Source organism: Brachybacterium alimentarium (assembly GCF_002332425.1).
GTDB classification, from domain to species: Bacteria; Actinomycetota; Actinomycetes; order Actinomycetales; family Dermabacteraceae; genus Brachybacterium; species Brachybacterium alimentarium.
The window spans coordinates 1-17353 of record NZ_NRGS01000002.1 but is presented as its reverse complement, the minus strand read 5'-3'; the positions used below and the strand labels follow the sequence as shown (position 1 = coordinate 17353).

21 protein-coding genes are annotated in these 17353 nt (G+C 70.5%); 12 read left to right on the top strand and 9 right to left on the bottom strand.

Going from position 1 to position 17353, the window contains the following annotated elements; translation table 11 throughout:
• Window positions 1-11 precede the first annotated feature (11 nt).
• Entirely contained in the window at window positions 12-251 is a 240-nt protein-coding gene (locus CIK71_RS00540; protein ID WP_096163244.1) for an addiction module protein, read from the top strand.
• Window positions 248-565, top strand: a complete 318-nt coding sequence (locus CIK71_RS00535) for a type II toxin-antitoxin system RelE/ParE family toxin (RefSeq protein WP_096163243.1) — start codon at window positions 248-250, stop codon at window positions 563-565. The genes CIK71_RS00540 and CIK71_RS00535 overlap by 4 nt, the downstream gene beginning before the upstream one ends.
• Before the next feature lie 45 nt (window positions 566-610).
• On the opposite strand, the gene CIK71_RS00530 is transcribed toward CIK71_RS00535, so the two are convergent.
• Window positions 611-835, bottom strand: a complete 225-nt coding sequence (locus tag CIK71_RS00530) for a helix-turn-helix domain-containing protein (RefSeq protein ID WP_199586364.1) — start codon at window positions 833-835, stop codon at window positions 611-613.
• 96 nt (window positions 836-931) lie between these two features.
• Between CIK71_RS00530 and CIK71_RS00525 the strand changes: the two genes are divergently transcribed.
• Window positions 932-1498: a helix-turn-helix domain-containing protein gene (locus CIK71_RS00525; RefSeq protein ID WP_096163242.1), complete on the top strand. Its 567-nt coding sequence runs from the start codon at window positions 932-934 to the stop codon at window positions 1496-1498.
• Between the two features lie 37 nt (window positions 1499-1535).
• Window positions 1536-2801 carry a tyrosine-type recombinase/integrase gene (locus tag CIK71_RS00520; RefSeq protein WP_096163241.1) on the top strand — a complete coding sequence of 422 codons (1266 nt, stop codon included), beginning with the start codon at window positions 1536-1538 and terminating at the stop codon, window positions 2799-2801.
• Between the two features lie 151 nt (window positions 2802-2952).
• Here the strand turns inward: CIK71_RS00520 and CIK71_RS00515 are convergent, their stop codons facing one another.
• Window positions 2953-4086: a serine hydrolase domain-containing protein gene (locus CIK71_RS00515; protein WP_096163240.1), complete on the bottom strand. Its 1134-nt coding sequence runs from the start codon at window positions 4084-4086 to the stop codon at window positions 2953-2955.
• A 74-nt stretch (window positions 4087-4160) separates the two neighbouring features.
• On the opposite strand from CIK71_RS00515, the gene CIK71_RS00510 reads away from it, so the two are divergent.
• A complete protein-coding gene (locus CIK71_RS00510; RefSeq protein WP_096163239.1) occupies window positions 4161-5330 on the top strand; it encodes a pirin family protein in 1170 nt (389 codons plus the stop codon).
• A 4-nt stretch (window positions 5331-5334) separates the two neighbouring features.
• Window positions 5335-6642 (top strand): class I SAM-dependent methyltransferase, encoded by a 1308-nt coding sequence (locus CIK71_RS00505; RefSeq protein WP_241964248.1) that lies wholly within the window; start codon window positions 5335-5337, stop codon window positions 6640-6642.
• 492 nt (window positions 6643-7134) lie between these two features.
• Here the strand turns inward: CIK71_RS00505 and purQ are convergent, their stop codons facing one another.
• Window positions 7135-7860, bottom strand: a complete 726-nt coding sequence (gene purQ, locus CIK71_RS00500) for a phosphoribosylformylglycinamidine synthase subunit PurQ (RefSeq protein WP_096163237.1) — start codon at window positions 7858-7860, stop codon at window positions 7135-7137.
• Window positions 7860-8129: a phosphoribosylformylglycinamidine synthase subunit PurS gene (gene purS, locus CIK71_RS00495; RefSeq protein ID WP_096163236.1), complete on the bottom strand. Its 270-nt coding sequence runs from the start codon at window positions 8127-8129 to the stop codon at window positions 7860-7862. The genes purQ and purS overlap by 1 nt, the downstream gene beginning before the upstream one ends.
• A 295-nt stretch (window positions 8130-8424) precedes the next feature.
• Here purS and CIK71_RS00490 point away from each other — a divergent pair, with 295 nt between their 5' ends.
• Window positions 8425-9159, top strand: a complete 735-nt coding sequence (locus CIK71_RS00490; RefSeq protein ID WP_096163235.1) for an MBL fold metallo-hydrolase — start codon at window positions 8425-8427, stop codon at window positions 9157-9159.
• Window positions 9160-9169: 10 nt separating this feature from the next.
• Entirely contained in the window at window positions 9170-9745 is a 576-nt protein-coding gene (locus CIK71_RS00485) for a protein-L-isoaspartate O-methyltransferase family protein (protein WP_096163234.1), read from the top strand.
• 216 nt (window positions 9746-9961) lie between these two features.
• Here the strand turns inward: CIK71_RS00485 and CIK71_RS00480 are convergent, their stop codons facing one another.
• Together CIK71_RS00480 and purD are read right to left on the bottom strand one after the other, a co-directional pair.
• Window positions 9962-10879: a phosphoribosylaminoimidazolesuccinocarboxamide synthase gene (locus CIK71_RS00480; RefSeq protein WP_096163233.1), complete on the bottom strand. Its 918-nt coding sequence runs from the start codon at window positions 10877-10879 to the stop codon at window positions 9962-9964.
• Window positions 10876-12240 (bottom strand): phosphoribosylamine--glycine ligase, encoded by a 1365-nt coding sequence (gene purD, locus CIK71_RS00475; RefSeq protein ID WP_096163232.1) that lies wholly within the window; start codon window positions 12238-12240, stop codon window positions 10876-10878. The genes CIK71_RS00480 and purD overlap by 4 nt, the downstream gene beginning before the upstream one ends.
• 269 nt (window positions 12241-12509) lie before the next feature.
• Here purD and truA point away from each other — a divergent pair, with 269 nt between their 5' ends.
• The 3 genes from truA to rpsI all read left to right on the top strand — a co-directional run bounded on the left by truA (window position 12510) and on the right by rpsI (window position 14705).
• On the top strand, window positions 12510-13367 hold the full coding sequence (gene truA, locus CIK71_RS00470) for a tRNA pseudouridine(38-40) synthase TruA (RefSeq protein WP_245857251.1): 858 nt from the start codon (window positions 12510-12512) through the stop codon (window positions 13365-13367).
• A gap of 334 nt (window positions 13368-13701) precedes the next feature.
• Window positions 13702-14145 carry a 50S ribosomal protein L13 gene (gene rplM / locus CIK71_RS00465; RefSeq protein WP_096163231.1) on the top strand — a complete coding sequence of 148 codons (444 nt, stop codon included), beginning with the start codon at window positions 13702-13704 and terminating at the stop codon, window positions 14143-14145.
• Between the two features lie 50 nt (window positions 14146-14195).
• Window positions 14196-14705 carry a 30S ribosomal protein S9 gene (rpsI, locus tag CIK71_RS00460; RefSeq protein WP_096163230.1) on the top strand — a complete coding sequence of 170 codons (510 nt, stop codon included), beginning with the start codon at window positions 14196-14198 and terminating at the stop codon, window positions 14703-14705.
• A gap of 148 nt (window positions 14706-14853) precedes the next feature.
• Here rpsI and CIK71_RS00455 read toward each other — a convergent pair whose 3' ends face one another.
• The 3 genes from CIK71_RS00455 to CIK71_RS00445 are packed head-to-tail and all read right to left on the bottom strand — an operon-like array spanning window position 14854 to window position 16906.
• On the bottom strand, window positions 14854-15564 hold the full coding sequence (locus CIK71_RS00455; protein WP_096163229.1) for a 4'-phosphopantetheinyl transferase family protein: 711 nt from the start codon (window positions 15562-15564) through the stop codon (window positions 14854-14856).
• Window positions 15561-16349, bottom strand: a complete 789-nt coding sequence (locus tag CIK71_RS00450) for an ABC transporter permease (protein WP_096163228.1) — start codon at window positions 16347-16349, stop codon at window positions 15561-15563. The genes CIK71_RS00455 and CIK71_RS00450 overlap by 4 nt, the downstream gene beginning before the upstream one ends.
• Before the next feature lie 5 nt (window positions 16350-16354).
• Window positions 16355-16906 carry an ATP-binding protein DrrA1-3 family domain-containing protein gene (locus tag CIK71_RS00445; protein ID WP_096163227.1) on the bottom strand — a complete coding sequence of 184 codons (552 nt, stop codon included), beginning with the start codon at window positions 16904-16906 and terminating at the stop codon, window positions 16355-16357.
• Between the two features lie 27 nt (window positions 16907-16933).
• Here CIK71_RS00445 and CIK71_RS00440 point away from each other — a divergent pair.
• Window positions 16934-17353: recombinase family protein (locus CIK71_RS00440; RefSeq protein ID WP_176485487.1), on the top strand; the 420-nt coding region annotated here is incomplete at its 3' end.

The window sequence follows — 17353 nt, the reverse complement described above, 5'->3', positions numbered from 1 at the left end:
AGACTTAGGGCATGACGCCGAAGCTCGCAGAGTACATCGCAGAAGGCCGTAGCCTCTCTGCTGATGAGCGTGAGCTTGCTGCGGTCGCGCTCCAGCAGATCAGTGCCGATGAGCAGGCCGAGGTCGATACGGCCTGGCGTTCGGAGCTTCGCCGTCGCATTGACGACATCGAGAGCGGCAAAATCGAACTGCTCGACGCGGACGAGGTTCACGCGCAGATTCGGGCCAAACTCGCGGCGATGCGCAAGTGACGCTGACGCGCCGCATCCATCCCGAAGCCGCGTCGGAACTGTTCGAAGCTGCCGAGTGGTACGAAGCAGCGCGTACAGACCTAGGCGATGACTTTCTTTCCGAGGTTGGGGCTACAGAGTGGCAGGTGCTCGATTGGCCGGAAGCCGCTCGGGTGTTTCCCGGTTGGAATGAGTTGCCCGTAGTGAGAAGCGCAAGCGTGCGCGTGTTTCCCTACCGGGTGCTCTACTACCTCACCGACACCGAGGTCGTGATCGTCGCCTACGCGCACAACCGGCGCAAGCCGAAGTACTGGGAGCACTGGCTCGACGGCTAACGCCGTGAGTACGGCGGTGCCGAATCGGCACCCCCACCCAGCGCGTCAGGCATCATCACCGGGCGTCGCGTCGGCGAAGAGCGCGAGGAACTTCTCGCGCGGGATCACGACCCGCCGTCCGAGCTTCACCGACGGGATCGTGCCCTCGTTGATGCTCGTTGTGATCGTACGCGGATCAACCCCGAGCGCCTCGGCGGCCTCTTTCCGGGTGATGACCAGGCTGCGCCGCCCGCGCAGGTCTTCCATGTCCAGCGTGCTCTGCCGCATCATCACACCATCCGTTCGAGTTCGCGCGCGAGAAGAGGAGTTCCACTATCATCCGCGCCAGGGATTGCATTGTCAAGAGTCGCGGTGTAGTTTTCCTATATGGAGAACGAACGGATGCGGGGGAACCCCGCCGGACTCACGAACAGCTACGTCGCGCACAACGTCAGGAAAGCACGGCAGTCCATCGGCATGGACTTGCGCACCCTCTCGCAGAAACTCACCGAGGCGGGCCGGAAGCTCTCCGTCTCCGGGGTGAGCAAGGTGGAGCTGGGCGACCGGCGCGTGGACGTGGACGACCTCACCGCGATCGCCTACGCCCTCGGCACCACCCCGGCCGCGCTCCTGGCCCCGCCCGAAGACGAATCGGCATTCACCGGCGTACCCGCCGGACACACGTCGGAGGAAGTGCAGGCGTGGCTGGCCGGGGCCACCGCCCTCACGCACGCCGGGCTCGTGGCCTACTGGCAGAGGCAGGCACAGGAGGCGCTGTACGAGATCGAGACCGCGAAACTCAAACTCGACTCCTACAAGGACAGTGAGACCGCGATGGCCGCGTTCGGCCCCCACTACCAGGAACGCATCGAGCGCTACCGCGAACGCCTCCAGCACGCCAACCTGCGCCTGCTGCACCTCGACCCCGACGCCCGGCCGTTCGGCGAGAGCTAGCAGCCCAATCGACCACCCGAGCGAAGGAGCAGATGAAATGACGACGACGAAGCAGCCCGCCGAGCAGAACAGTGGGGGTGAGAAGCAGCAGCGTCGTTCCCGTTCCCGGCAGCCCGGCTCGATCCAGGCCTACGACACCGACAAGGGCAAACGGTGGCGGTTCCAGATCTACGTCCTGAAAGACCCCGAGTACCCCGAGATGGGATCGCGCCGCCTCACACGTTCCGGGTTCACCAGCACCGACGAGGCCAACGACGCCTTGCAGGAAGCGTTGAAGCAGCGCAAGCAGAACGAGAAGTTCGGCAACAAGGTGCCCACCCTGGGCGCGTACGCGGATGAGTGGGTGGCCGGGTTGAAGCTCGCGGCATCCACGATCAAGGGGTACAAGAAGATCATCCGCAACCACATCAAGCCCCAGCTCGGCACGATCCGGCTCGACAAACTCACCGCCACCAGGATCGCCCGCCACTACCGCGACCTCGAAGATCACGGCCGCAAAGACGAGTACGGCAAGGGCAAACCGCTGTCGGCCAACAGCGTCCACAAGGTGCACGTCGTACTCGGCGCGATCCTCGACGCCGCGATCGACGACGGACACCTGACAGTGAACCCGGCGAAGGAGAAGCGCACCGTCAAGGCCCCGACCACGAGCGAAGTGCGGGCGCAGAAACCCGAGATCGTCACCTGGAGCGCCGACCAGCTCACCCTGTTCCTCACCTGGAACCGCGACGAGCGGGAAGACGAGCTGTTCCCGCTGTGGCGCCTCATCGCCTACACGGGCATGCGCAGAAGCGAAGCCCTCGCCCTGAAATGGAGCGACCTCAACACCAAGACGATGCGGGTCAGCATCCGCCGCGCGGTCGATACCGACGACTGGACAAAGACCAAGACCACGAAGACCGGCAACGCCCGCGTGATCGACGTGGACGAAGACACCCTGAAAGTGCTCGCCTCCTACAAGGTCGCCCGCGCGGAACTCTCGTTCACCCTTGCCAAGGCCGACGCCTACATCTTCGGCGACGACGACGGCAAGCTCCGCTCACCCGACGCGATGACCAGCCGCTGGGATCGCCGCATGAACTGGCTCACCAAGAAGTACGACACCATGCACCGCGTCACGATCAAGGGGCTGCGTCACACCCACGCGACCCTGCTGCTGGAGATGGGCGTGCACCCCAAGATCGTCCAAGAGCGGTTGGGACACTCAACGATCACGACGACGATGAACATCTACTCCCACGTCACCCCGACCATGCAGAGGTCGGCCGTAGACCGCTTCGCCGCCCACCTCGGGAACGCTTAGCACTTTTTCTAGCACCTCCAACGAAAATGGCCCCCGACCTGGAGTGTAAAACTCCTGATCAGAGACCATTTTCCATTCGTGCGCGAGGGGGGACTTGAACTGACCGGCCGTGTCGGCCCATCAGGTGCGGGGCGGGCGCGGTCGGCTCGTGTCAGCCCGGCAGATGCCGGGAGGGCGCGGCTGGCTCGCCGTAGGCCTCCAGCAGCGGCGCGAGGCGCTCGCCGATCTCCACCTGGGTCAGGAGCAGTCCGAGGGTCCCGTCGGGATCGACGAAGAAGTCGGTGCCCGCCCCGCCGGACCAGCCCCAGCGGCCCCGGTGCGGGCCGCCGGTGACCACGCAGACTCCGAAACCCCACCCGGTCCGCTCCCAGAAGCCGGGGAAGAAGGAGTCCGGCTGCTTCACGGCGTCGGGCACCTGGTCGGTGCTCAGCAGCTGCAGGAACCGCGGGGAGAGCAGCTCTCCGTCGCGGAGGGCGCGCAGGAACCGCAGGTAGTCGGGAGCGGTGGAGAGCAGCTCGCTGTGGCTCATGTCGTAGGGCGGCGGGCCCACGTGGAAGCCGCCGCCGGCCGGTTCCCGCTCGACCAGGCTTCCGTCGTCGGCGGCATAGGAGGCGGGCAGCCGGTGCGCCGACCGGGCCGGGACGAAATATCCGGTGTCGCGCATGCCCAGTGGCGTGAACAGCGTGCGCTCGAGGTGCTCGCCGGTGCTCATCCCGCTGAGCCGGGACAGGAGGATCCCCAGCAGACCGAAGGAGTGGTGATACCGCCACACCGTTCCCGGCTCGCCCACCAGGGGCAGGGAGGAGAGGGCGGCGAGCCAGTCGTCGGCCCCGAGCGTCGGCGGCTGAGGGCCGGCCTCGGTCCCGCCGGCCGTCATCGCCCGCTGCAGGGGCGAGTCCGCGAGGATCATGCCGTACCCCGAGGTGTTGGTGAGCAGATGGCGCAGCGTGATCGGGGTGCGCGCGGGGATCGCCTCCTCGAGCGGAGCATCAGGGCGGGGGAGCACGCGCGGAGCCGCGAGCTCCGGCAGCCACGACGCCACCGGGGTGTCGAGAGCGAGCGTTCCCTCGGCCACCAGGCGCAGCGCGGCGACCGTGGTGACGAGCTTGGTCATCGACTGGATGCGGAAGATCGCGTCGGTGCGCATCGGCTCGCCGCCCAGCGCCATCGACCCCGCGGCGAAGGGCTCCGGGTCCGGGCCGACGGCGATCACGCCACCGGGCACCACACCATCCTCGACGGCGCTCCGGAGCAGCTGTGCGGCGGGAGAGGTCTGCGGTGACATGGGGTCACAGTACGCAGGCGGCCCCCGACACCGACAGCCTGCGGAGCGTGTGGGTCTCTGCCTACACTCGAGCGATGAGCGCCTTCGAGGACTTCGTTCTGCTGGACCCCCGTGAGGTCCCGCTCGGCGGGCCGCGCGGAATGACCGTGCACCGCACCCTGCCCGCCCGCCGGACCTCGCTGATCGGCGCCTGGTGCTTCGCCGATCATTTCGGGCCCGACGACCTCTCGGCGGGCGACGGCATGCGTGTCGCCCGGCATCCCCATACCGGTCTGGCCACCGTCTCCTGGCTGTTCGAGGGCGCGATCACCCATCGCGACTCGATCGGCCACCACGCCCTGGTGCGACCCGGCGACGTGGACCTCATGGTCGCAGGCTCGGGGATCACCCACTCCGAGTTCTCCACCCTGGACACGACCGTCCTGCACGGCGTGCAGCTCTGGTATGCGCTGCCGGACCGCGCACGCTTCCGGGACCGGGAGTTCGCCCTGCACACTCCCCGCCCGCGCCGTACGTCGGCCGCCGCGGCGCGGGTGGGCCTGGGCAGGTTCCGCGCGACGGACGAGAACGGCGAGGTGCTGGAGGATGCCAGCCCCCTGGTCACCGACACGGCGCTGAGCATGGTCCAGATCGACCTGCGCGCCGGGCACCGGCTGCAGGTGGAGCTGGACCCAGGGCACGAGTACGGGGTGCTCGTGGATCGCGGCACGGCCCGCCTCGCCGCCGACGGGCGACCGGCCGACGGCCCCGGGGCGAGCGGGCGCCAGGGCGAGGCGCCCGCAGAGAGCGCCGACGGGACGCAGCCGGGTGCGGACGGGCCCGGCGCACGCTCCGTCGAGACCGACGCGCGCTCCCGCGAGACCGACGTGCACCCACGAGAGCTCGCCGTGCTGCCGGACCATGTGGATCACCTGCAGGTGCAGGCCGCCGGCGACGAGGACCTGCGGGTGATGCTGCTGGGCGGGGAGCCGCTGGGCGAGGACATCCTCATGTGGTGGAACTTCGTGGGGCGCACCCACGACGAGATCGTGCAGTTCCGGGCCCGCTACCAGGCGGAGATCGGTGTGGAGGGTACGCTCGCCGAGGCCCCGATCCCTCCGAAGGCCAGAACCCGGGGCGGCCTCGCGGCCGATGCCGAGCAGTACGGCCCGTTCGCCCCGCACACCCCCGCAGCACTGCCTGCCCCCGCACTCCCGAACGGTCGGCTGCGCTCCCGCGGCCGTATCGGACTTCCGAAGGACTGATCCTGTGCCCCATACTCCTGCCGAGCACGAGCCCCTGCTGAGCGACGAGGACTTCGCGGGTGACGGCCGCCACGCGGAGGGGCCCGACACCGACGGGTTCGACGCACCCCGGCGCCGCGGCGTCGGCGCCTCGGAACGGTCCACCCCGCCGCAGCCGCAGGGCCCGGCCCAGACCGACCGCGTCATCATCAGCGCGGCCGAGGAGATCGGCATCGGCGGATCCGACGCCCTGATCGCCATCGACGACGTCACCGGCGAGCTGACCGCTTACGCGCTCGCCGCGATCTCCGAGCAGTCCGACGCGACGGTGCTCAGCTGGGCGTCCTCCTATGCCGTGGCCTCCGGGCTGAGGCAGCGGTTCGCCGAGCAGGTCGACAGCGGTCTGCTGCGGGTCCCGTCCGGCCCGCAGGCTGTGTCGCTCGAGGATGCCGTGTCCGAGGTCGGCGATCACGTGGTGGCGCTGATGCGTCTGCCCAAGGCCCTGCACGCCCTCGAGCACCGCGTGCGCAGCCTCGCGGCGCCGATCGGTGCCCGGGAGCAGTCGAGCCTCCGAGTTGTCGCCGGTGGCCGGGTCAAGCACATGTCCCGGAACCAGAACGACGTGCTCGCCACAGTCTTCTCCGAGGTCCGCGCCAGTCGGGGGATCGGGAAATCCCGCGCCCTCATCGGCAGCGTCCTGCGCGAACGGCCCGCCGGCCCGTCGGTCGCCGAGGGCTCGTCCCAGGTCGCGGTGCGCGGCCAGCAGCGCCCCGTGTCCCTGCGCGCCACCGGCGCGGTGTTCGGCGGGGCGCGGGCCGACGCCGGCAGTCGACTGCTGCTGCAGACACTGGACCAGGCCGTCGCAGCCGGCGAGCTCGCCACCGAGGAGGAGCCGGTCACGACCGCAGTGGACCTCGGCTGCGGGAACGGCCTGCTGAGCGCCTACCTCGCCGCCGCGCTCCCGGAATCCGCCGTGCTGGGCAGCGACGACGACACCGACGCCGTGCTCTCCACCCGCGCGACCCTGGCCGCGAACGGACTTGATCGGGAGGACGTGCAGGTCACCTGGGACGATGCGATCTCCCAGCTGCAGGACCGCAGCGTGGACCTGGTGCTGCTGAACCCGCCCTTCCACGACGGCACCGCGATCGACGCGACGCTCGTGCAGGGCCTGCTCGACGCCGCCTCGCGCGTGCTGCGACCGGGCGGGCAGCTGTGGTTCGTGCACAACTCACATCTGCGTTTCCGCACCGAGGTGGAGCGGCGCGTGGGGCCCGTGCGTCAGCGTGCCCGCGACCGGCGCTTCACGGTGCTGTCCGCTCAGCGCGCCTGAGCCGGACGGGCTCCGAGCCCGCTCGCACCGAGTGCGCTGGCGCTGAACATGCTGGCGCCGAGTGCGCTGCGCCCGAGCACGCTGGAACCGAGCGCTCTGCGCCCCAGCCCGGCGCACAGCATCCCACCGCCCGGCCACGGCGGCGCGGCTCAGCTCGCCGCGACGCGACCCAGTTCACCGCGGTGCGGCCCAGTCCACGGCGCGGTAGCCACCGGGCCGCGGTGCGGGGCCGCAGTTTTGTGCGCGTACGACCGATGTGCGTGCTGACATCGGTCGCTGGCGGACATTTCTCGGTGAGGAGGTGGGGACGGGGGAGAAATCGCGCGGTGGGAGAGGGGCGAGACAGGAGCGCCGCCCCACCCGAAGGTGGAGCGGCGCTCCGTCATACGTTCCTGGATCCGTGGCTCCCTGGCTCCGTGCGTCGGTGGGGCCGTGGGTCGGTGGGTCATGCGTCCCTGTGCGCGGCGCCGCGCCGCGGCGTGGTGCTGAACGTCAGGCCACGAGGCTCCGCAGCACCGAGGTGAACATGCTCAGACCATCCGTGCCCGTGCGGGTGCCCGCGCCGGGCTCGTCCGGGCCGAACCCGGCCTCCACGGCGTGCTCCGGATGCGGCATGAGCCCCACGACGTTGCCTGCGGCGTTGGTGACGCCGGCGATGTCGTGACGGGAGCCGTTGGGGTTCGACTCGAAGCCGGCCGGGCCGTGGGTGGCACCGGCGGCATAGCGGAACACCACGCGACCCTCGCCCTCGAGCTCGTCGAGCGTGCGCTCGTCGGCCACGTACTGACCGTCCTGGTTCTTCAGCGGAACCCGGATGACCTGGTCCTGCTGGTAGTCAGCCGTCCACGCGGTGCGGACGTTCTCGACTCGCAGCGGCTGATCGCGGCAGATGAACGAACGGTGCGCGTTCTTGATCATCGCGCCGGGCAGCAGGTGCGTCTCGCACAGCACCTGGAAGCCGTTGCAGATGCCGAGCACCGGCATGCCGCCCTGGGCGGCGTCGACGACCTTGTCCATCACCGGTGCGAAGCGGCTGATCGCGCCCGCACGCAGGTAGTCGCCGTAGCTGAAGCCGCCGGGCAGCACGATCGCATCGACGTCCTGGAGGTCGTCCTCGCCGTGCCACAGCGCGACGGGCTCGCCGCCGGCGAGCCGTACGGCGCGCAGGGCATCGCGATCATCCAGCGTGCCCGGGAAGGTCACCACACCGATGCGCATCAGGCCTGGCCCTCCGCGGCGGAGTCCTCGACCTCGAGGGCGATGACGTCCTCGATCACCGGGTTGGACAGCAGGGTGGTGGCGGCCTCGCGGAGGGAGGCGAGCACCTCGTCGGTGACCTCGCCCTCGACCTCGAGCTCGAACCGCTTGCCCTGACGCACGGAGCTGATGCCTTCGAAGCCCAGGCGCGGCAGCGCCGCAGCGACGGCCTTGCCCTGGGGGTCGAGGATCTCCGGCTTCGGCATGACATGGACCACGACGCGGGGCATGGGTGCTCTCCTGGAGGACGACGGCCGCACACGGTGCGTGCCGGACGGGTGGATGCTGCAGGGCGGGCGGGAGTCGTTCCCGAGCTCACCGACGGATCGGTGCCGACCGGGCCATCGTACCGAGCCTCGGGGCGCCCGCGCGTGACTGCCCACCATGGACGACGTCCCGTCTGGCATCCGCCGTGGCAGAGGCCCGACCATCAGGTTCCCGGTGTGCGGGACCCCTCGCGCCGGATGGTGATCAGCGCTACGTTCGAGAAGACAGCTCCCCGCACTCGTATCCCTGGAGGCAGCCATGAAGATCCGTCACCTCGTCCACTCCTGCCTGCTCGTCGAGACGGCGGGCCGTCGGCTGCTGATCGACGCCGGCGGCTTCAGCGGCGACGCGGTCCGTGCGCTGGGCTCCGAGGTGCTCGCGGGGATCGACGCCGTCGCCATCACGCATCAGCATCCGGATCACCTCGACCGCGGCCTGCTCGGCGAGGTGCTCGCCGCGAGCCCGCAGGCGGTGGTGATCGCCGAGCCCGGCACGGCGGAGCTGCTCGGTGAGCCGGGGGAGACCGGCGAGGACGCCCCGGCGCTCGGCCCCGAGCGACTGCTCCCGCTGCCAGCCGGCAAGGTCCACGAGTTCGCTCAGGTCGAGGATTACGACGCGCTGCGGATCCAGGCCGTGGGAGGCCAGCACGCGATCATCCATCCCGACATCCCCCGGGTGGGCAACACCGGGCTGGTCCTCTCCGCAGGAGACGGGCCGAGGCTCGGCGTCACCGGAGACTCCCTCGAGCCCGTCGAGGAGTTCCACGGCATCGACGCCCTCGCCTTCGCCGTGGTCGCGCCCTGGTCGAAGATGTCCGAGACCATCGACTTCCTGCGCACCGTCCGCCCCCGTCTCGCGCTGCCGGTGCACGACGCGGTGGCCAGCGAGGTGGGCCGCCCGATCTATCTGCGCCAATCCACCGCCCTCGCGCCGGAGGGCACTGAGGTGCGCGACTGGCCGGCCGACGGTCTCGTCGACCTCGTGCGCAGCTGAGGAGGTCATCATGGCTCACGACGACAGCGTCGATCGTGCTTTCCGTGTCGTGCCGCGTGCTCCGTTCCTGCCTGCTGACCAGCGGCACCGAGCGAGCCGCGACGCCCCGCTCCCGATCGGCCAGGGGCAGACGAATTCGCAGCCCTTCACCGTCGGGGCGATGCTCCGGCTGCTCGACGTGAAGCCGGGCAGCCGCGTGCTCGATCTCGGCTCCGGCTCGGGGTGGACGACGGCGCTGCTCGCACACCTCGTCGGCCCCGAGGGCGCGGTGATCGGGGTGGAGCGTCAGGAGGCGCTGATCGAGCCGTCGCGGCGAGCACTCGCCACCACGGACCACGAGGCCCGGACGGAGATCCGGCTCGCACGCCCGGGCGTGCTCGGGGCACCGGAGGATGCCCCGTTCGATCGCATCCTGGTCTCCGCCGAAGCGCGCGAGATGCCATCTACGCTGCTCGAGCAGCTGGCCGACGGCGGGGTGATGGTGATCCCGGTGGGCTCCACGATGCATCGCGTCGAGCGCGACGGGGACGAGCTGCGGGACACCGAGCACGGCGCGTTCCGCTTCGTCCCGCTCATCGAGGACTGAAGGGACGACCTGGCCGGGCGCGCAGCGAGCCGGAGGAGGCCCCAGGGGCGACGCGGTCGGGACGGCGACCCGCCAGGACGACCTGTCAGATGGACGCGCCGATGAACTGTCCGTCCGCCCGGAGGCCGCGTCGGCGAACTGTCCGTCCGTTCGGCGGACGCGCCGGTGAGACGCTCGCCGGCCTGAAGACCGACCGTCCCGTGCGCCGCTCGCCGGTCAGAAGGTCTGGCCGGTGAGCCGCTCGTAGGCCTCGATGTAGCGGGCACGGGTCTGTGCGACCACCTCGGCGGGGAGCTCGGGCGGCGGAGTGTTCGAGCCCTTGTGCCAGCCGGAGGCGCGGGAGGTGAGCCAGTCGCGCACGAACTGCTTGTCCAGGCTGGGCTGGGCCCGGCCCTCGACGTAGGACTCGGCGTCCCAGAAGCGGCTCGAGTCAGGGGTGAGCACCTCGTCGCCGAGCATCAGCGTGCCGTCCACGCGGGAGTGGCCGAACTCGAACTTGGTGTCCGCCAGCAGGATCCCGCGTTCGCCGGCGATCGCCCTTGCCTTCTCGTAGACCGCCAGGGTGAGGCGCTCGAGCTCGGCGGTGAGATCCTCGCCCAGCAGGTCACGCGCCTGGGCCACGGTGATGTTCTCGTCGTGCTCCCCGGCCTCGGCCTTCGTCGAGGGGGTGAAGATCGCAGGATCCAGCCGGGAGGCGTCGACCAGGCCGCCGGGCAGCACGTGGCCGCCGACGGACCCGCCGGCCCGGTAGTCGGCCAGGCCCGATCCGGTGAGGTATCCGCGTGCCACGCACTCCAGCGGCACCATGTCCAGGCCGCGGCAGCGCAGGGCGCGGCCGGCGACGGCGCCGGGCACCTCGGTCGCGGAGATCACGTGATGGGGCACGAGGTCCGCCAGCTGCTCGAACCAGAAGGTGCTGATCGCGGTGAGCACGCGCCCCTTGTCGGGGATGCCCGGCTGCAGCGAGTGGTCATAGGCGCTGATGCGGTCGGTGGCGACCACGAGCACCTCGGTGGCGGTGGCCGGATCGGTGCCCGCGGGGACATACAGCTCGCGGACCTTGCCGGTGACGACGTGGTCCCAGCCGGGAAGGTCCGGAGCCTCGATCAGCGGCGTGGAGGTGGTGGTGCTCATGCGGAGTCCCCGTCGTCGTCGGTGGGTGGGTCGAGCTGGTCGGAGCCGGAAGAGCCCGAAGCGGGCTGCTCGGCCGGAGCCTGTTGCGCCGGTGCCTGCGCAGCGGCGGCGCGGGCGATGTCCGTGCGGTGGTAGCTGCCGGCGAGGTCGATCCGCTCGGCACCTGCCAGGGCGACCCGGCGGGCGGACTCGAGATCGCTCCCGGCGCCGACCACCGTGAGCACGCGTCCGCCGGCGCTGCGCAGCACACCGTCCTCACCGCGTGCGGTGCCCGCGTGGATCACGTGCGCGCCCTGCTGCTCGGCGGCGTCGATCCCGGTGAGCGGATCACCGGTGCGTGCGGAGGCCGGGTATCCGGCCGAGGCGACCACGACAGTCACGGCGGCGCCGTCGTGCCAGCTGGGCTCCTCGACCGTGCCGAGGTCGCCCTGGGCGGCTGCCAGCAGCAGCGGGCCGAGCGGAGAGGCGAGGCGTTCGAGGACCACCTGGGTCTCAGGATCGCCGAAGCGGGCGTTGAACTCCACCACGCGCAGGCCGCGGGCGGTGAGTGCGAGGCCGCAGTAGAGGATGCCGGTGAAGGGGATCCCCCTGGCGGCGAGCTCGTCGACGGTGGGCTGGGCGACGGTGCGCACGACCTCGTCGGCCAGTCCCTCGGGAGCCCAGGGGAGCGGGGAGTAGGCGCCCATTCCACCGGTGTTCGGCCCTTCGTCGTCGTCCAGGGCGCGCTTGAAATCCTGGGCCGGCTCGAGCGGCACCACGCGGACCCCGTCGCTCACGCAGAACAGGGACACCTCCGGGCCGTCGAGGTACTCCTCGAGCACCACGGAGCCGCCGGCGACGAGCACGGCCGCCCCATGGGTGATCGCGGCGTCGCGATCGGAGGTGACCACGACGCCCTTGCCGGCGGCGAGGCCGTCGGCCTTCACCACGAACGGCACATCTCCCAGCGGGTTCACCCGGTCCAGCCCGGCCTCGAGCTGATCGGGGGCGGTGACGGTGACCGAGGCGGCGGTCGGCACACCGGCCGCGGCCATGATCTCCTTCGCCCAGGTCTTGGAGCCTTCGAGGTGCGCGGCGGCGGCCGTCGGGCCGAAAACGGCGAATCCCGCCTCCAGCAGGCGATCCGCGCTCCCGGCGACCAGCGGCGCCTCGGGCCCGATCACCACCAGGTCCGGAGAGATCTCCTGCGCGAGGCGCACCTGGCCGTCGAGGTCTCCGACGGTGACGTCGTGAGTGGTGGCGAGCTCCGCGATCCCGGGATTGCCGGGGGCGGCGTGGAGCTCAGGGGCGGGGCGGTCGGCGGCGAGGCGACGGATGATCGCATGCTCGCGGCCTCCGGAGCCGATGACGAGGATCTTCACGCGGGCCACAGTACCGAGGACGGGTCGAACCCCGGACAAGTGCCCGCACTGCGGCGCCGCGGGCGCCTCGCAGCCGTTGATCGTGTCTCTTCGGACCTCGCCGATCGCACCGCCCGGGCGCCGCCGCTACGCTCTGGATCATGCCTGCTGTGCCTGCTGACTCCGCTGCGTCGTTCGGGGATCGGGGACCCGCCGCTCCCGCGATGCCTGTGGAGTGGACGGTCCCGACCGAGTCGGTCGCGTCGACCACCGCGGGTCGCCCGACCGGTATGGCCCGCCTGCGTCTGGACCTCTCGTACGACGGCACGGATTTCCACGGCTGGGCCGCGCAGCCCGGTCAGCGCACCGTGCAGGGCGAGCTGGAGCGGGCTCTCGCGCAGGTCACCCGCACCGAGCTGCGGCTCACCGTCGCCGGGCGCACCGATGCCGGAGTCCATGCGCGCGGTCAGGTGTGCCACCTCGATGTGCCCCGCGACGTGCTGGCGACCCTGCCCGGCCGATCGGACCGCAGCCCCGCCGATGCCCTGGTGACCCGTCTGGCCGGAGTGCTGCCCCCGGACGTCGTCGTCCACATCGTCCGCGAGGTCCCCGCGAGCTTCGATGCCCGTTTCGGCGCGCTGTGGCGCCGCTACCGTTACCGGATCTCCGATGGTCCGGCCGTCCATGACCCGCTGCGCCGGGACGTCCTGCGTCATCGTCGACCGCTTGACGTCGAGGCGATGTCCGAGGCGAGCCGCGCCCTGCTCGGCGAGCACGACTTCCTGTCCTACTGCCGCCCGCGCGAGGGCGCGACCACGATCCGGGAGCTGCGCGAGCTGAGCTGGGAGCGGCCGGGGGAGGGGCAGGCCGACGAGGGCCTGATCGTCGCCACCGTCGTCGCCGACGCCTTCTGTCATCACATGGTCCGCTCCCTGGTCGGCGCGATGATCGGAGTGGGAGAGGGCCGACGCCCTCCGGAGTGGCCGGCCGAGGTGCTTTCCGCGCGGACCCGCGAGGCCGCGACCCGCGAGGGGTTGGGGGCCGCGCCGCTGTGCCCGTCCCGCGGGCTCACTCTCGATCATGTCGCCTACCCGCCCGACGAGGAGCTCGCCGCCCGGGCTGCGATCGCCCGCACCCGACGGGCCTGATGCTGCTGGCGCGATGCCAGTCCGAGCGCACGCCAGGAGCCGCAGATCACAGGTGCATGACCCCAGCTCGCGTTGACGGTCGGGTCCTGCACGACCTATCGTTGGGGGTCGTTGTGCCTCGATGTGTGCCCAATTCCGCAGCCGTTCTCTCACGCCCGGCGCGAAAGGGCACCTCACACACATCCAGGACCGCCGTCGCGTCGTGAGCGGAGCGGGCCGGGTGCAACGGTCAGGGCCATGCTTTTCACCCGAAGGAAGCGTGCCCACGGTCCATCGAACCGTGCCTGGTCAGCAGAATGCTGCCTGGGCACCATGACGAGAGAAGAAGGCACGAGTGCGTACGTTCACCCCGAAGCCCGGCGATGTCGAGCGTTCCTGGTACGTCATTGACGCAAACGATGTCGTCCTCGGCCGGCTCGCTTCCCAGGCTGCTCAGCTCCTCCGGGGAAAGCACAAGCCGGTCTTCGCACCCCATGTGGATGCAGGCGACTTCGTGATCATCATCAATGCCGACAAGGTCGCGCTGACCGGAAACAAGCGGGAGGCCAAGCTGGCCTACCGCCACTCCGGCTACCCGGGCGGTCTCCGCGGAACCCCCTACTCCGAGCTGCTTGAGAAGAACCCCGAGCGCGCAGTGGAGAAGGCCATCCGCGGCATGCTCCCCAAGAACAAGCTTGCTGATCAGCAGATCAAGAAGCTCAAGATCTACTCGGGCTCCGAGCATCCGCATGCCGCTCAGCAGCCCGTTCCGTTCACCATCGATCAGGTGGCGCAGTAAGCGGGTGTCCCGCCACTCCGCCCTGCCGCACGGACGAACCAAGGAGAACCGTGACTGAGACCACCCCCGATACCACCGAGAACCTCGAGGCCGTGACCGACGAGTCCGCCCCGACGAGCTTCACCACCGAGTCGACCGGCGAAGCCGCTGTCGGCGCCGGCCAGTCCGCGATCGAGCCGGGCTACGGCACCGGCCGTCGCAAGCAGGCCATCGCTCGCGTCCGTCTGGTCCCCGGCTCCGGCCAGTGGACCCTCAACGGCCGCAGCCTCGAGGAGTACTTCCCGAACAAGCTGCACCAGCAGGAGGTCAACGACCCGTTCACGGTCCTCGACCTCAAGGGACGCTTCGACATCATCGTGCGCGTGCACGGTGGCGGCCCGTCCGGACAGGCCGGCGCCGTGCGCCTCGGCGTGTCCCGCGCGCTGAACCAGATCGACGAGGAGAGCAACCGCGCGACCCTCAAGAAGGCCGGCTTCCTCAAGCGCGATGCTCGCATCATCGAGCGCAAGAAGGCTGGTCTGAAGAAGGCCCGCAAGGCCCCGCAGTACTCCAAGCGCTGATCGGCAGCATTCCCCGGGAATGCTGATCGGCGGCCCCGCCGCCCGATCCTCGCACGCGATGCCCTCGACCTCCGGGTCGGGGGCATCGTCGCGTTCCGGCGCTCGACGCCGTGCATCCATCGGCCGAGGCACCCCCTCTCGCCGGTGCTCACGAGAGAGGCAGCACCGCATCGAGGGCGATCCTTCGCACTGTCGAGGGCGCTGAGGCAGCGAGCGCACGGGGCACAGCGCCGGGAAGGTCGCGGACGTGCAGCCCCTGAAGCTGCGGCGGCGACTCCCCGCTGACCGTCCACCAGGACTGCTGGCTGCGGTCCGGGACGGGGCGGCGCTCCAGACAGAGGTGGGAGGGATCGACTTGCAGGCCCACGCCGGCCGCCTTCAGCACGGCCTCCTTGCGGGTCCACAGCGCGATACGAGCGCGGACGTCCCCATCGTCGTGGAGACGGTGCTCTCGCGGGTGGAGGACTGCCGTGTCGAAACCCGGCCAGATCGAGGCGGGGAGCGCCTGCGCATCGACCCCGATCCGCACCTTCTCCGGTCCGACCGCGACCAGGACGTGCCGCTGAGAGGTCGAGCTGGACAGGGATACCCGGGGGGAGCGCGGCCGGCCATGGTCGGCACCACAGCGTTCGCACGTGCGGTCCACAGGCAGATGCGCGGCGTCAGCAGGCTCGTCGCCCTGCACATGGGCGAGCAGCAGGCGCAGCGCGACCCGACCGGCGAGGGTGCGCTCCCCGTGAGCGCCGCGTCGTGCGCGGGCCGCGGCCAGGTCCGCGGCGGAGACGAGAGCGGCCGGGCCGCCGACGGTTCGCGCCCGATCGAGCACCGACTCGACCGTGGTCCCCAGGATGCAGATCATCGACGGCTGATGCGCCGGTACTGGACGACCGCTGCGGGGGCGAAGACCGCGATGAGAGCGACGCAGCAGAGGACGGAGTACAGCACGGGGTTGTCTCCCGGCCAGCCGCCCGGCCCCACGAAACCCACCGGGACCTCGTTGCCGAATCCCTGCCGCGCGGCGGTCGCGACCGCGGTGACCGGGTTCCAGCGGGCGATGCCCTGCAGACCGGAGGGGAGCGAGTCGGCGGAGACGAACGCTCCGGAGATGAAGCACACCGGGAACAGCCACAGCAGCCCCAGGCTCTGTGCCACCTCGACGGAACGCGCGGTGAGCGCGATCAGGGCGCCCACCCACGAGACGGCGAAGGCGAACAGCAGCAGGAGCGCGCAGGCGAGCAGGAAGGAGCCGGGCCCGTTGGAGGCCCGCCATCCAATCACGAGCCCGCAGCCGAGGATGACGAGCACCGAGATCACGCTCATGACCAGGTCGGAGACGGTGCGGCCGAGGATCACCCCCACCCGGGACATCGGCAGGGCACGGAAGCGGTCGATCAGGCCGGACTGCAGGTCCTTGGCGAGATACACCGCGGTGAACGAGGAGTTGAAGGTCAGCGTCTGGGCGAGGATGCCGCCGACGAGGTACTCACGGTAGGCGCCTCCGCCGAGAGTTCCGCCGAACACGTAGGCCAGGATGATGACGAAGAGGATCGGCTGCGCGATCCCCGTGACGAGAGCACCGGGGGTGCGGCGCAGACCGATGAGGTTGCGTCGTGCGATCACGAAGCCGTCGCGCACGGCACGCACCGGCTTCAGCTCCTCGCCCCGGACGGCGCGGCGGCGGGCTCTTCGGGGCGGGGCCCGGGATCGCCGAGATCCGCGGTCGTATCGGGGGCGTCGTGCCCGCCGGTCAGACCGAGGAAGACCTCATCGAGCGTGGGGCGGCGAAGTGCCGCCTCGCCGACGGCGATGCCCCGACTCTCGAGCACGCTCAACACGTGTGCGAGTCCTGCGCCGCCGGTCTCGACGGCGAACGTGAGGCGTGTGCCCCGCTCGTCGAGCTCGGCCTCGAACCCGGCGCGCGCGAGGGCGGCTCGTGCTGGGGCACCGTTCGCGGAGTCCGCGAGGGCGATGTCGATCCGTGAGCCGCCGACGCGCTCCTTGAGAGCGGCGGCGGTGCCGTCGGCGACGAGCCAGCCGTGGTCGATCACGGCGATCGAGTCGGCGAGCTGATCGGCTTCCTCCAGGTACTGGGTGGTCAGCAGCACCGTCACCCCGTCTGCGGTCAGGGAGTTCACGGCATCCCAGGTGTCGCGACGACCCCGGGGATCGAGGCCGGTGGTGGGCTCGTCGATCAAGTTCAAGGGGCAGAGGGAAGGCAGACGCACCTGATGTCCATGAACACCACCACAACGAACACCAACACGACCACGACGAACAGGCTCTTGGAGCTACCGCTGCTCACGCCGGAGTTGCGGGCCGCGGTCGAGCGACTCCGGGAGATGGCCGAGGACGACTGGACCGCTTCGATCCTGTATGGGCGGGCCTCACAGGACCGGCACAAGCTGATGCGCTCGATCGATGACCAGCTCACTGACATGGTCGGCTGGTGCCTGCCGATCGAATGGTACCCGGAGGCGATCGTCCGCGATGCTGACCGGTCGGCCTCGCAGTGGCGCAGGCGCGAACGCGAGGGCTTCGACGAGGCCATGGCCTTGATCGAGTCCGGCAGGTATGGCGGCTTTGCCTCTTGGGAGCCGTCTCGTGCCGGGCGCGATATGGAGGTTTACGGGCTCTTCGCAGATGAGGGT